General features: G+C 69.1%; 8 protein-coding genes and 1 pseudogene. 4 read left to right on the forward strand and 5 right to left on the reverse strand.

Features of this window, described 5'->3' with window-relative positions; genetic code table 11:
• Window positions 1–79: 79 nt before the first annotated feature.
• On the reverse strand, window positions 80–1027 hold the full coding sequence (locus JYG32_RS10600) for a cupin domain-containing protein (protein WP_213263519.1): 948 nt from the start codon (window positions 1025–1027) through the stop codon (window positions 80–82).
• A 130-nt stretch (window positions 1028–1157) separates the two neighbouring features.
• Here JYG32_RS10600 and JYG32_RS10605 point away from each other — a divergent pair, with 130 nt between their 5' ends.
• The 4 genes and pseudogenes from JYG32_RS10605 to JYG32_RS10620 all read left to right on the forward strand — a co-directional run.
• Window positions 1158–1487, forward strand: a complete 330-nt coding sequence (locus JYG32_RS10605) for a carboxymuconolactone decarboxylase family protein (RefSeq protein ID WP_114176220.1) — start codon at window positions 1158–1160, stop codon at window positions 1485–1487.
• Window positions 1488–1697: 210 nt separating this feature from the next.
• Window positions 1698–2531, forward strand: coding sequence for a class II glutamine amidotransferase (locus tag JYG32_RS10610; protein ID WP_213265416.1), 834 nt, complete (start codon window positions 1698–1700; stop codon window positions 2529–2531).
• A 168-nt stretch (window positions 2532–2699) separates the two neighbouring features.
• Entirely contained in the window at window positions 2700–3296 is a 597-nt protein-coding gene (gene cysC / locus JYG32_RS10615) for an adenylyl-sulfate kinase (protein WP_433960824.1), read from the forward strand.
• A gap of 54 nt (window positions 3297–3350) precedes the next feature.
• A pseudogene (locus JYG32_RS10620) lies at window positions 3351–3571 on the forward strand (class II glutamine amidotransferase); the annotation flags it as partial.
• Between the two features lie 21 nt (window positions 3572–3592).
• Here JYG32_RS10620 and JYG32_RS10625 read toward each other — a convergent pair.
• The 4 genes from JYG32_RS10625 to JYG32_RS10640 all read right to left on the reverse strand — a co-directional run bounded on the left by JYG32_RS10625 (window position 3593) and on the right by JYG32_RS10640 (window position 14205).
• Window positions 3593–4267, reverse strand: a complete 675-nt coding sequence (locus tag JYG32_RS10625) for a GNAT family N-acetyltransferase (protein ID WP_213263520.1) — start codon at window positions 4265–4267, stop codon at window positions 3593–3595.
• Entirely contained in the window at window positions 4264–5592 is a 1329-nt protein-coding gene (locus tag JYG32_RS10630; protein WP_213263521.1) for an aminotransferase class I/II-fold pyridoxal phosphate-dependent enzyme, read from the reverse strand. Before JYG32_RS10630 ends, JYG32_RS10625 begins: the two co-directional genes overlap by 4 nt.
• A gap of 64 nt (window positions 5593–5656) precedes the next feature.
• Window positions 5657–6574: a UDP-3-O-acyl N-acetylglycosamine deacetylase gene (locus JYG32_RS10635; RefSeq protein WP_213263522.1), complete on the reverse strand. Its 918-nt coding sequence runs from the start codon at window positions 6572–6574 to the stop codon at window positions 5657–5659.
• Window positions 6571–14205: a type I polyketide synthase gene (locus JYG32_RS10640; protein WP_213263523.1), complete on the reverse strand. Its 7635-nt coding sequence runs from the start codon at window positions 14203–14205 to the stop codon at window positions 6571–6573. The genes JYG32_RS10635 and JYG32_RS10640 overlap by 4 nt, the downstream gene beginning before the upstream one ends.
• Between the last annotated feature and the right edge of the window lie 2 nt (window positions 14206–14207).

Consider the following 14207-nt stretch of genomic DNA (forward strand, 5'->3'; position numbering starts at 1 on the left):
TTCGGAATCGTTTTCGTTGAACTGCATTTCGCGCATGGTAGCAGCTTTGGCGAGTGCCAAGACGGCCGTGCTTGCAGTCTTACATTTCGCGCTGCGCGCGCCGCCAGCGCCCCGGCGTCGTGCCGAGCACCGCACGAAACGCCTTGCCGAAGGCCGCCTCGGACTGATAGCCGACCGCCTGGCCGATCTCCGCCTGCCCGCGCTGCGTGTCCTGCAGCAGCACGCATGCGTGCATCATCCGGATCTGCCCGACGAACGCGCCGACGCTCATCCCGGCCTTCTCGCGGAAATGCCGCGCATAGGTCGCGCGCGACATCGCCGCGGCGTCGCCGAGCGACTCGACCGTCCACGGGTGCTCCGGTGCCTGCAGCACGGCCTGGACCGACGGACCGAGCCGCGTATCGGCTGCGAGCGCGAGCCAACCGGACGGCACGCGCGCGTCGCGGCCGTACGCGCGCAACGCATAAGCGAGCAGCGCCTGGCCGAGCGCGTTCACGATCGCGCCGGCGCCCGGCTGCACATTCGATGCCTCGGTGCGCAGCACGCTCGTCAGCAGTTGCAGCGGCGCGAACCCCGAGGCCTCGCGCAACCCGACGTGCAACACCTGCGGCAGCGTGCGCATCAGCAACTCGCCCGCGCCGCGCGCATAGACGAACCGCCCGCAAAGCAGGTCCACGCTCGCGCCGCCCGGTTCGGCCGGATCGAGATTCGACTTGACCGGCAGCACTGCGCCGCCGCCGGCGCCCGGTTCGCGCAGCGGCGCGACGGGCCGCGACCGGCCGGCCCCCGCATCGAGCAGGTCGTGCGCGCCACCCGCGGGCAGCAGCACGAAATCGCCATCGTCGAGTTGCAGCGTGCGCCCGTCGGCGGTACGCAGCCGGCACGTTCCGGCCAGCACCAGATGGAACGCCGCCTCGCCGGGCGGCAGCGGGTCGTGCGGCATCGCGAACGGTCCGTCGAGCAGGCAGCGCACGTCGAGTTCGACATGGCTGCGGCCCAGCGACAGCAGTTGACTCAATGCATCCATGAGACGATCGCGCTAAAAATTGACACTCTAGCGTATCGAAACCCTCAGCGCGAACGATCAGAATAGCCCTGCATCGCCCGAGATCGCGGCGCCCGCCGCCCTCCTCACCTCTTCTCGAAAAGGACGCATCATGCTGAACTGGAACGAATACCGGAAGGAACTCTCGACGCGCATCGGCGACATCGCCAAGCTGTCGCCCGATACGCTGGCCGGCTACAAGGCGCTGTCCGGCGCCGGCGCGAAGACGGGCCATCTCGACGCGAAGACGCGCGAGCTGATCGCGCTCGCGGTGGCCGTCACGACGCGCTGCGACGGCTGTATCGCCGTTCACACGGCCGAAGCGGCGAAGCATGGCGCGACCAGGGAGGAAGTGGCGGAAGCACTCGGCGTCGCGATTGCGCTGAATGCGGGCGCGGCGCTCGTCTATTCGGCGCGCGTGATGGACGCGCTCGGCGACTGAGCGAGACGGCCGCGGCGGCACCGTCGCGGGCCGCCCCGCTGCGTGGCGCCCGGCCGCCTGGCCGGGCGGTTGCGAATCGCGCATACGGATGCGGCATGTATGAGGATTGGGCGGCGTGCTCGCCCGGGCGGCCGCCCCGGCACGCGCAGGCGCAACCGCCCCGCGAAGTCCGCTACCATGCGCGAACGATCCATCGTGAAGGAGCGCTCCATGTGCCGCTGGCTCGCCTATACGGGTAATCCGATCCATCTCGAGACCGTGCTGTTCCGCGCGAAGCATTCACTGATCGACCAGAGCCTGCATTCGGAACTCGGCGCCACGACCACCAATGGCGACGGCTTCGGCATCGGCTGGTACGGGCACCCCGACGAACTGCCGTTCCGCTACCGCTCCGTGCATCCCGCGTGGAACGACCGCAACCTGCGCGAAGCCGCGCGCGCGATCCGCTCGCGGATGTTCATCGCGCATATCCGCGCGGCGACCGACACGCCCGTGCAGGAAACCAACTGCCACCCGTTCCGCCACGGCCGCTGGCTGTTCGCGCACAACGGGCTGATCCGCGACTTCCACAAGCTGCGCCGCGACCTGACGATGAAGGTCGATCCCGCGCTGTTCCCGACGCTCGAAGGCTCGACCGACTCCGAGCTGATGTTCCGCCTCGCGCTGACGTACGGCCTCGAGCAGACGCCGCTGCAGGCGCTCGAACGGATGGTCGGCGTGGTCGAGGAAACCGCCGCGCGGCATCGCGTGGCCGACCCGCTCAACATGACGATCTGCGCGACCGATGGCGAACGGATCATCGCGGTGCGCTACTCGAGCGAGCGGCAATCGCGTTCGTTGTTCCACAGCACGTCGTTCAAGCACCTGCACGAGCTGTATCCGCATAACCCGCGCATCGCCGAAGCCGGCGACGACGCGTTCATGGTCGTGTCCGAGCCGCTCGTCGACCTGCGCGGCGCGTGGGAGGAAGTGCCGGAGGGCATGGCGATCGTCGCGCAGGGGGCGGACGTGCAGCAGCGGCCGTTCGGGCCGCGGCGCAAATAGCCGATTGACACAGTCGACGGCATCGGGAGGGGGCGCCAAACGTATGCGGAGGAAACAATTCGTTAAAAAAGGAACGGATTACAAACTTTCCGGCACGTTACAATTATCAACAGAAGTCAACGAAACTCAAAACAAGTAACGGCGCGACGTCCGCACCTCAAATCGGAAATGATTCAAGATTTCAAAAATTGGCCCCCCGTCCCGCCGACGGACAGTGAATCCGCACGTCCTCATCTGAAACAGAATCGAGCCTTCGTGGTGTGGCTGACCGGGATCTCCGGCGCCGGCAAATCGACGCTGGCGAATCTGCTCAAGGAACAACTCGATGCGCGCGGACTTCGCACCTACCTGCTGGACGCCGACCGTCTGCGTGAGGGGCTGAACCGGGATCTCGGGTTCAGCGATGCAGATCGCCATGAAAATATCCGACGAACCGCCGAAGTGGCCAGGCTGCTGGTGGATGCCGGATTCGTCGTCATCGCGGCACTGATCTCGCCATTTCAGGAGGCGCGCGACAAGGCTCGCGCGCGCTTTGACGCAGGCACGTTTATCGAGGTCTTCGTCGACGTCGCGTTGGACGTCGCCGAGGCACGCGACCCAAAGGGACTCTATGCGTTGGCCCGGCAAGGAACCATCCGTCAGTTTACCGGCATCGATTCCGCCTATGAGCGACCGCAGTCTCCCGACGTACACGTCAGGACGGCCGAGGCCGGTCCGTCGGCGTGCGTAGACGCGATCATCCGGAAGCTACCGCTGCCAGGCTGACGGCATCGCGATCGACGATCATCCCACGCGCATAGGTTCGCGACTCGCGGCAACCGGCAATCTCGATGGTTGTTCCACAGCCCGTCGTTCAAGCACCTGCACGAGTTGTACCCGCATAACCCGCGCATCGCCGAAGCGGGCGACGACGCGTTCATGGTCGTGCCGGGCCGCTCGTCGACCTGCGCGGCGCGTGGGAGGAAGTGCCGGAGGGCATGGCGATCGTCGCGCAGGGAGCGGACGTGCAGCAGCGGCCGTTCAGCCCGCGGCACAAGTAGCCGCCGGAACCGTTCGCGCCGTCAGGCGCGGCACGAGAACCGCATCCGGGCCGAATCGAGTTCGGCGGGCAGCCGGCGCGAGCGGGCACGCGGTCGCGGCAGCACGGCGAACCCGAGCCGTTCGTACAGCGCGCGGGCGCGCACGTTGCGGGTCAGCACGTCGAGCACGACATCGCGGCTGCCGTCGGCCGGCAGTGCGCCGGCGTCCAGCGCGTCGCGGAACAACGCACTGAAGATGCCCGCGCCGCGCTGGCGCTCGTCCGTCGCGCAATGCGCGACGAGGATCTGCGAACGCTTCGGCGCCGGGATTTCCGTTTCGAGGATCAGCCCGCGCAGCAACTGGCCGATCGTGCGGCGCACGCCGAAGAAGCGCGCGAGTGCCCACACGACATGCACGTCGTCGAACATCGTCCGCTGCCCGTCGTGAATCGCCATCACGGCGAGCACGGCGCCGTCGTCGGCAACCGCGACGCGATGGCGGCGCCACGAGAAGCGGCCATGACGCGACCGGAACGCTTGCTGCAGGAAAGCGATGCAGCGTGCATCGCTTTCGCCGAGAAAGAAGCCGAATTCGGCAACGCCGGACGCAAACACGAGCGGCGCACACGACGCCGCGTCGTCCGCATCGGCCGCGCGAAACCGCGTGTGCCCGTCGGCACGCGGAACCGCTTGCGCGAACGCGGCGGCCACCGTCATGCGGTGCGCCCAGCGAGCCGCGACAACACGGCGACCGTCCTGCTGATCTGCTCGGGCTCGTGCGTCGAGCAGATGAAGAAGCGCAGGCGCGCGGCCTTTTCCTCGACGGCCGGATAGAAGATCGGCTGCACGTTGATCCCTTCGTCGAACATCGCATTCGCCCACTGCGCGGCCTTCAGCGAACTCCCGGTGATCACCGGCACGACCGCATACCCGGCACTCGTGCCCGTGTTCAGCCCGGCGGCCCGCGCCTCGGTCAGGAACTGTCGCCCGCGCGCCTGCAACTGCGCGACGCGCTCCGGCTCGGCCTGCAGGCGCTCGAGCGCAGCCAGCGACGCTTCGGCGAGCGTCGGCGCGAGCCCGACGCTGTACAGGAAGCCCGGCGCCAGATGGCGCAGCATGTCGACGAGCGGCTGGCAGCCGGCGATGAAGCCGCCGCAGCCGGCCAGCGTCTTGCTCATCGTGCCCATCCACATGTCGACCTGGTCGGGCGCGACGCCGCAATGCTCGCGGATGCCTTTGCCGGTCGCGCCCAGCACGCCGAGCGAATGCGCCTCGTCGACCAGCAGGAATGCGCCATGGCGCGTCTTCACGTCGACGAAGCGCTGCAGGTCGGGGAAATCGCCGTCCATGCTGTACAGCCCTTCGATCGCGATCAGCACGTGCCGGTATTCGCGGCGCACGCGCGAAAGCAGTTCGTCGAGCGCCTGCCAGTCGTTATGCGCGAAGCTCAGCCGCTTCGCGCCGCTCAGCTGCGCGCCCTGCACGATGCTGTTGTGCGCGAGCGCATCGTGGACGATCAGATCGCCCGGGCCGAACAACGCGCCGATCACGGTCACGTTCGTCGCATGCCCGCTCACGAACGCGACGCAGTCGTCGGTCTCGTAGAACGCGGCCAGCGCGCGTTCGAGATCGCGCTGCACCGGACGCTCGCCCGCAACCATGCGGCTCGCGGATGCCGACGTGCCGTAGCGATCGATCGCGGCTTTCGCGCGCGCGGACACGGCCGGGTCGCCGGCAAGCCCAAGGTAGTTGTAGTTCGCGAAGTTCAGGTACTCGCGGCCGCCGATCTGCGTCGTCGCACCGGCCACGCCGTCATGCACGCGAAAGAACGGCGAGTCGACGCGCAGCTTCTCGCCCATCTCGCGCATGATCCGGACCTGCTGATACTGCGGCATCGATTCGAAGCGGCTGCGCGCCGATGCGGTCTGCGCAGCCGGCGTGCCGGGCACGCCCGGCGCCGCGGCTGCATCCGTCGCGCGCTCCAGTTGCCGTTTCAGCGCTTTCGCCGCCAGTTGTTGGCGAAGATGCTCTCCCAGTGCCATTGCTTCCTTCGCTTTATCTCGAAAAGGCGCTATGTTACGCCGCGAATTTTTAAAAGGCGTGGTGTCACGCGTCGGGAAACTCGGCCCACTGCCAGGCGTCGCTGTCGGCCAGCAACGCGTCGACCAGCCTGAAATTCATCTCGTGGCTCGGCCGCCATGCACTCACGCGCGCCAGCAGCGGCGCGCCGGCCAGCGCGAGATCGCCGACCAGATCGAGCACGCGATGCCGGACGAACTCCTCCGGCAGCCGCATCCCGCCCAGCACGCGATTGCCGACGATGGACGCGGTACACGACGGCCGCGCGCCGCGCAGGATCGGCACGCCGCGCAGATAGCCGGCGACGATCGCGGGCACGGCCCACTTCACGCGCCCGTACGAGCGCGACGGCGCGATTTCGGTCGCGAACGCAGCCGGCGTCAGCGCACCGTCCCAGTGCATGTCGCCGAAGCCGCGCAGGTCGTTGCGCACGCTCAACTCGTAGCGCGGCGCCGGCTCGATCCGCATTTCGCGCCGCTGGTCGCCATCGCCTTCGGTGACGACGATAGGCCGCAGCACGCGAATGAAGCGCTTCGGCGCATCGAGCGCGACGCGGCCGCATGCGCGGATCGCGTCCACCCATGGCGTTGCGCTGCCGTCGAGAATCGGCACTTCCTCCGCATCGAGTTCGACGATCGCGTGATCGATCTCGCACGCGAGCAGCGCGGCAAGCAGATGCTCGACCGTGCGAACGCCGACGCCGTCGGCATTGCGCAGCATCGTGCAGAGCGGCTGCGCGCGGCGCAGCGCGGGGCCGACCGGCAGCGTCGCGAGCGTGCGCCCTTGCGCGACGCGACGGAACGCGATACCTGTCACACCGTCTTCCGGACGCGCGGGCAGGATCCGCACGCCCACCCGGCGCCCCGTGTGCAGCCCGTGACCGTCGATCGTCAACGTGCGTGCCAGCGTACCCTGGCGCGTCGCCCAGCCGGTCGGCGCGCTCATCGAGTGACCTCCAGCGTCGGCGATCCATGACCCGCAACGGATGCCGGCTGGCCGTCGAGCATCGCGCGTGCTTCGCCTTCGATCGCATGCTTCGCGGCGAGCGCCGCGACCGCCTCTTGCGCCGCATCGGTCGCCGGGCCGGCGTCGGCATCGGCCGACGCACCGATCGAATCGACGATGCGGCCGGCCAGCGTCGTCACGGACGCGCCCTCGGCGATCGCCATCACCGACAGCTTGACCTCGAACGCCTCCTCGACCGCGAGGCCGAGCTCCATCCCCATCAACGAATCCATGCCCATGTCGAGCACCGACTTGTCGAGCGCGATGCGATCGGGCGTCATGTGGAGAATCCGCGCGATCTGCGCCTGCAGCGTCCCGGCAACCAGCGCGATCGCTTCGTCGCGCGGCAACGCGAGCACCTCTTCGCGCAGCTGCGTGCCGCCATCGCGCGCATCGCCGCCGTTCGCATGCGATTGCAGCAGCGAATACCGGCGCGCCTTCGCGGCCGGCATCCCGCGCGCCACGGCGTGCCAGTCGAGCCGCACCACGGCTTCGCCGGCCGCGCCCGCGACCAGCGCCCGCTCGAGCGCGATCATCGCCTCGTCGGACGTGATCGACGCGCCGCCGATCCGCGACTGCAACGCCTCACGCGTATCCGCATGGCGTGCGAGGAAACCGACGTCCTCGAGCGGCCCCCAGGCCATGAACGTGCCGGGCAAGCCTGCCGCGCGGCGATGTTCGACGAGCGCCTCGAGGAAACTGTTGGCCGCGACGTAATTCGACTGCCCCGGATTGCCGAGATAGGTCGTCGCCGACGAATAGACGACGAACAAATCGAGCGGCAGCGCGCGCGTCGCGCGATGCAGGTTCCACGCGCCGGCCACCTTCGGGGCGAGCACCGCGGCCATGCGTGCGTCGTCGAGATTACGCACGAGGCCGTCGTCGATCGACATCGCGGAATGCAGTACGCCCTTGAGCGGGATGTCGCGCCGGACATGCGCGGCAACCATCGCATCGACCGCCGCGGCGTCGGTCACATCGCACGAGACGACGTCGACCGTCACACCAAGCGTTGCGCGCCAGCGCTCGACTTCGTCGCGCGCCGCGGCCGCGAGTTCGCCGGAGCGACTTGCCAGCGTCAGCCGGCGTGCGCCGCGCTCGACCATCCAGCGCGCGCTCGCGAAGCCGAGCCCGCCCGTGCCGCCGACCACCAGATACACGCCATGCGGATCGAGCGCGAGCGAACCCGCGCCGGTGATGCCGCGCGTCGGTGCCGGCGTGCCGGACGGATAGGTCACGAGTACCTTGCCGATCTGGCGCGCCTGCTGCATGTAGCGGAACGCGTCCTCGGCCCGTTCGGCGGGGAACGCGCGGTACGGCAGCGGATGCAGCGACGCAGCCGCGAACAGCGCCATCACTTCGCCGAACAGGCGTGCCGTCAGCTCCGGCAACGCGCCCATCAACTGGTCGGCATCGATGCCGAAATAGCTGATGTTGTTGCGGAACGGCCTGAGCCCGATATGGCTGTTTTCGTAGAAGTCGCGCTTGCCGAGCTCGAGGAAACGACCGAACGGACGCAGCGTATCGATGCTGCGCACCATCGCCTCGCCGGCGAGCGAATTCAGCACGATGTCGACGCCCTGGCCGCCCGTCATCGCGCGGATCTCGTCCGCGAACGCAAGGCTGCGCGAATCGAGCACGTGGTCGGCGCCAAGCAGGCGCACGAACTCGCGCTTCTCGTCGCTGCCGGCCGTCGCGAACACTTCCGCGCCGAAGTGGCGTGCGAGCTGGATCGCGGCGATCCCGACGCCACCCGCACCGCCGTGCACGAGCACGCGCTCGCCGCGGCACAGTCGCGCGAGTTCGACGAGCGCGTAATACGCGGTGAAGAACGTGGTCGGCACCGTCGCCGCTTCCTCGAACGACAGGCGCTCGGGTTTCAGCGCGATCGCTTGCGCGCGCGTCCTGACGCGCGTCGCGAACGAGGCCGGCGCGAACCCGAGGACCGCGTCGCCCGGCGCGAATGCCGTCACGCCGGTGCCCACCCGGACGACGCGGCCGGACAGTTCCATGCCGATCGTCGCGCCCGCGAAGCCGGTCTCGACCGCTTCATCGGACAGCAGGCCCATCGCATACATCACGTCGCGGAAATTGAGGCCGGTTGCAACGGGCTCGATTTCCACCTCGTCCGCGCCCAGCGCGCTTTCGGGCAACGCAAACCATTCGAGATTGCGCAACGAACCCGGCGCGTCGAACGCGAGCACGGCCGCGCGCGCGATCGCGCCGTCGTTGCGGGCCGCGGCCTGCGCAGCCGTCAGCATGCGCGGCACCAGCCGCCCGTGTGCGGTGAGGATCACTTCTTCCTCGACCGCCGCGCCGGTCAGCTCGCGAATCAGCGCGTCGGGTATCCGGTCCGCCGCGCGATCGACGTCGATCAGGCGCGACGCGAGTTCGGGATGCTCGTTCGCCAGCACGCGACCGAGGCCCCACAGCGTCGCCTGTTCCGGATGCGCATTCGCGGTCCCGGCGAATGGCGCGCCGCCGCGCGTGACGATGGTCAGCCGCGTGGCGGCGTTCGGCTGCGCGCCGAGCGCGCGGACCAGCGCCGCAAGCGCGATCACGCCGTTGCGCTGCGCGGCCATCAGGCTGTCGCCCGTCGCCGTTTCGGCCAGCGGCGTTTCCGGCGCGCAGAACACGACATGCGCCGGCTGCCCGGCCGGCAACGACGCGATCGCATCGGCCGCATGCGTGATGTCCACGATATCGGCCGGAAAGCCAGCTTGCGCCAGCGCATCGGCCAGTTGCCCACCGAGACTGCCAGCGGCATCCGGCGCGTGCACCACGAGCCATTGTTCAGTGCGTGCAAGCGTATCGAGATCGCTCTGGCCGTCGCCGCGTTGCGCGGCAACGGCGCTCGCGGGGTTGCGCGCGATCACGAACGTCGGCGTGCCGTCCAGATCGAGCGACTGCTCGACATGCCGCACGACGTCGACGTAGCCGGCACGATCCAGTGCCGCATCGAGATCCGCCGGTGCCAGCAGCACAGGTGCGTCGGCTTCCGTCGACGACGCCTGCGGGCCGAACACGATGTCGGAGAAGCGACCGCGGCGCGACTCGGCCAGCAGCAGTAATCCACCCGGCGCCAGCCACGACCGGATCGCGCTCAGCGCATCGGCCACATCGCGACGGCCGTTCAATGCACGATTCGCGACGATCAGGTCGTAAGGCCCGGCTTCATCGGCCGACAGCGACAGCCGTTCGCCCGGCTGCAGCGCAACCGTGCGCACCGCCGATTCCGCATCCGCGTCGAACCCGGCCAGTTGGCCGGCCGTCGCGGCGATCGTGTGATCGCAGCGCGCGGCCGCGAGATGCAGGCCGAGCGTTTGCAGCACGTCGCCGTCCGTCGCGCCCAGTTCGAGCACGCGCAACCGGCGCGCCGGACGCCATGCATCGACCGCCTGCTCGACGCTCGCCGCCTGCAGCGCGTGCACGTGCTGCCAGGTCGGCGATGCGGCAAGGAGTTGCTCGACCAGACTGTGCCCGGTCGGCGACAGCAAACGTGCGCCATCCTTCGCGCCGCTCAGCACGTCGGGCAACGCCGCGCCGCAATGCGCGAGCAGCGTCAGCTCGGCCACGTGCCCCGGCGATTCGGCCAGCAGCCCGCGCCACAGCTCGTCGAGCGGCGGCAACGCCGCGCACGCGGCATCGTCGCGCACGAGACGAGCACCGTCGCGATCGGCAAGACCGTCCTCGACGAGCATATCGGCAAGACGTGCCGCCAGCGCCGCACGCTCCGGCCGCGGCTGCCATGTGCCGTCGAATGCGCCTAGCGCATCGAATGCCCGCAACACGTAGAGGCTCGCCAGCACGTCGAGCAGCGGCAGAATTTCAGTCAGATGTTGCGTACGGCGGCCGTCGTCTTCGGCGCCATCGAGCTGCGCGACAGCCTGTGCGAGCAGTGCATCGGGCGCCGGCAAACCGGCTGCGTCGACTTCGTTCGGCAGCGGTATCTCTTCGAGGCGGTAGACGAAGCGCGCGGGCAGGTTCTGCCGGCGGCCGACGAGATCGACACGCCGGAACCGGCAACCGCCGAGCCGCGCGACGATCGCGCCCTGCGCATCGAGGAATTCGAAATGCGCGACGATCGAATGCGGGCTGCGCCGGTCGATCCGCGCGAGCACGCGCTCGACCGTATCGCCGCGCAGATAGTCGACCCGGCCGATCTGCACCGGCACGTAAGCCGGATGCTCGCCGTCGCGTGCGTGCGCGGCAAGCAACGCGAACAGCGGATGAAACCCGCTGTCCATCAGCGCTGGATGCAGCAGATAGGCGGACAGCGCCCGCGCGTCCCCGCAGGCGGCAGGCGCGGCGACGTCGGCCAGCGCCGCGTCGTCGTCCGCGGCAACCCGCACGGTGCGGACCCAGCGGAATGCCGGCCCGTAGCCGAGGCCGATGGCCGCCGTGTTCGCGTACAGCGTGTCGCCGTCGGCGGCCGGCAGCGCGAGCAGGCGATCGAGCGTGTCGGACGGCACGATGCTCGCGGCGCCGAGTGCGTTGCCGCTTTCCAGCATCCGCCCCGTCACGTTCAGCGTCCATGCGCCTTCGGACATCCGGTCGCGCGTCTCGATCGTGAAGGTCGCGGTGCGCGGCTCGATCACGAGGCGGAACAGCTTCGCCTGCTGCGGCTGGAACACGACCGGCGTGCGAATCTCGACGTTTTCGAGCGCCGCATCCGGCGTATCGAAGAAGGTGCGCGCCGCGGCGAGCGCCATTTCCACGTATCCCGCCCCCGGGAACGCCACGCCGCCATCGACGACATGATCGGCCAGCATCGGCAGCTTCGCCGGATCGAGCTGGTTTTCCCACGCGAATGCGTGTTCGTGCAGGCGATAGCCGAGCAGCGGATGCTCGCGGCGGCGGTTGACGAGGCCGTAGCCTTCGACGGTCGGCGTCAGCCAATAACGGTCGCGCTGCCACGGATAGGACGGCAATGCCGCACGCGACGTGCCCGGCGCAAAGCGGTCGGGATCGACGTTCGCGCCATGTGCGATCGCCACGAGAATCGCCTGCCGCAGCGTCACCGCGCTGCCGTGATCGCGCTTGAGCGTCGGCAGCACCACGCCGGTCGCGCCGGCCGCAGCGAACGCCTGCTTCACGTACATGCGCAGGATCGAATGCGGCGAAACCTCGACGAACAGCCGGACGCCCTGCTCGATCAGATGCGCGATGCCGTCGCCGAAGCGCACGGGCTCGCGGATGTTGCGCCACCAGTAGCGGGCATCGAGCTCGCTGCCGGCGAGCGCGCCGCCGGTCACCGTCGACACGAAAGCGCCGTTGCCCGGTTGCGGCCGCAGGCTGGCCAGTTCGGCCAGCACGACCGGCTCGATGCGGTCCATGTGGCTGCTGTGGAACGCATAGTCGAGATCCAGCATCTGGAAGAACTTGCCGCTGCCGCGCAGCGCAGCCTCCAGCGCCTGCAATCCCTGCAGCTCGCCCGCGAGCGTTACCGCATCGGGGCTGTTGATGCCGGCGATCTCGACGCGGCGCGCGAGCCCGTGGCGCGCGATCAGTTCGCGTGCCGCCGCGTCGCCGATGCCGACGGCCGCCATCCGGCCGCTGCCGCGCGTCATCGCCTGCGCGCGGCTGCGAATCTTGATCACGCGAACCGCGTCGGCGAGCGACAGTGCGCCTGTCACCCAGGCTGCAGCAATTTCGCCGACGCTATGGCCGATCGCTGCGTCGTAGCGCATGCCGCGCGCGTCGATCACGCGGATCATGCCGACCTGGATCGCGAACAGCAGCGGCTGCGCGTTTTCCGTCGCGGCGAGCCATTCGGCGCCCGCGCCGACCAGCCATTCCGCGCCCGGACCGCCGCGCATCACGTCGACCAGCGACGGGCTGCCGTCCGCGCACCACAGCGCGTCGACTTCGTCGAGCGCCGCACGGAAGACCGCGTTCTCGGCATAGAGCTCGTTGCCCATCCCGACCCACTGGCAACCGTTGCCCGAGAAAACGAGCGCGGTGCGCAGCGCGTCGGCGGGTGCCTGGCCGGTTGCCACGCAGGCAGGCAGCCCTTCCGGCGCCGGCTGGGCCAGCGCCGCGAGCGCCGCGCGGCCTTCGACCACATCGGCCGGTGCGACGATCGCGCGATGCTCGAGCCATTGGCGGCGACGTGCGGCCGCGGCGGCAAGCGCCTGCCAGTCACCGCCGTTGTCGAGCACCGCCAGATAGCGGCTCGCGAGCGCGCCGAGCGCATTTGCGCTGCGCGCAGTCAGCACGAGCGGGGACGGTGCTTGGGTCGATTCCGCGGCGGTCGTCGACGCATTCTTTGCGACCGCCGCCGGCGCCTCGGTCAGCACGACGTGTGCGTTCGTTCCGCCGAAGCCGAACGAGTTGACGCCGACCGTCAGCGGCGCGTCGCCCGCGTCGAGCAGCATGTAGCGATCGACGACGCGCAGACGCCCGCCGTCGAAATCGATGCCCGGATTGGGCGTGACGAAATGCAGCGAGCGCGGCACCGCACGATGCTTCAGGCACAGCACGGCCTTCAGCAGGCCGGCCATGCCGGACGCCGTCTCGAGATGGCCGATGTTGGTCTTCACCGAACCGATGAGCAGAGGACGGTCCGCCGGGCGCCCGCCCGACACGACGTCGATCAGCGCACGCGCTTCGATCGGATCGCCGACTGCCGTGCCGGTGCCATGCGCCTCGAGGTACGCCAGCGACTGCGGATCGATACCCGCGCGCGCGTATACGCTGCGCAGCAGCGACGCCTGCGCGGCCGCGCCCGGCACGCTGATGCCGCCTGGCGAGTGGCCGACCGAGTTCACGCCGGAGCCGGCGATCACCGCATGGATCGTGTCGCCGTCGGCGAGCGCGCGCTCGAGCGGCTTGAGCAGCACGAACGCGCCGCCTTCCGAGCGGACGTAGCCGTCGCCGGTCGCATCGAACGCGCGGCAGCGGCCGCGCGGCGACAGCATCGACGCCTTGGAGAAGCTGACGAAGCCGAACGGGTGCAGCAGCAGGTTGACGCCGCCGGCGAGCGCCATGTCGGCTTCGCCGGACTGCAACGCCCGGACGGCCTGATGGAGTGCGACGAGCGACGACGAGCAGGCCGTGTCGACGGACATGCTCGGGCCGCGCAGGTCGAACAGGTAGGACACGCGGTTCGACGCGATGCTCAGCGTGTTGCCGGTCGCCGAATACGGATCGATCACGTTCAGATCGTCCATGTTGCGGTTGCCGTAGTCCATGCTGGCGACACCGACGAAGACGCCGCAGTTGCTGCCGCGCATGTCGGCCGGGCGCACGCCCGCGTCCTCGAACGCTTCCCACGCGAGTTCGAGCAGCAGACGCTGCTGCGGATCCATCTGGGCCGCTTCGCGCGGGGAGATGCCGAAGAACGCGGCGTCGAAGCCGACGACGTTGTCGACGACGCCGGCCGAGAACGTATAGCTCTTGCCCGGTTCGCGTTTGGACGGGTGCTGGTAGAAATCGGTGCCGAAACGGTCGGCGGGGATTTCGGTCACTGCGTCGCGTTCGTCGCGCAGCAGTTGCCAGAAGTCGCCAAGGTTGTTTGCGCCCCCGGGAAACCGACACGCCATCCCAATTATTGCAATCTTACTGTTCATCT

The sequence above is a fragment of the Burkholderia pyrrocinia genome (assembly GCF_018417535.1).
In the GTDB taxonomy this organism is placed as follows: Bacteria; Pseudomonadota; Gammaproteobacteria; order Burkholderiales; family Burkholderiaceae; genus Burkholderia; species Burkholderia pyrrocinia_E.

What these genes read in the sequence shown, in the direction of transcription:
- JYG32_RS10635 (WP_213263522.1), bottom strand. Translation starts at nt 6,574, where the DNA reads ATGAGCGCGCCGACCGGCTGGGCGACGCGCCAGGGTACGCTGGCACGC.
- JYG32_RS10630 (WP_213263521.1), bottom strand. Translation starts at nt 5,592, where the DNA reads ATGGCACTGGGAGAGCATCTTCGCCAACAACTGGCGGCGAAAGCGCTG.
- JYG32_RS10605 (WP_114176220.1), top strand. Translation starts at nt 1,158, where the DNA reads ATGCTGAACTGGAACGAATACCGGAAGGAACTCTCGACGCGCATCGGC.
- JYG32_RS10625 (WP_213263520.1), bottom strand. Translation starts at nt 4,267, where the DNA reads ATGACGGTGGCCGCCGCGTTCGCGCAAGCGGTTCCGCGTGCCGACGGG.
- cysC (WP_433960824.1), top strand. Translation starts at nt 2,700, where the DNA reads ATGATTCAAGATTTCAAAAATTGGCCCCCCGTCCCGCCGACGGACAGT.
- JYG32_RS10600 (WP_213263519.1), bottom strand. Translation starts at nt 1,027, where the DNA reads ATGGATGCATTGAGTCAACTGCTGTCGCTGGGCCGCAGCCATGTCGAA.
- JYG32_RS10610 (WP_213265416.1), top strand. Translation starts at nt 1,698, where the DNA reads ATGTGCCGCTGGCTCGCCTATACGGGTAATCCGATCCATCTCGAGACC.
- JYG32_RS10640 (WP_213263523.1), bottom strand. Translation starts at nt 14,205, where the DNA reads ATGAACAGTAAGATTGCAATAATTGGGATGGCGTGTCGGTTTCCCGGG.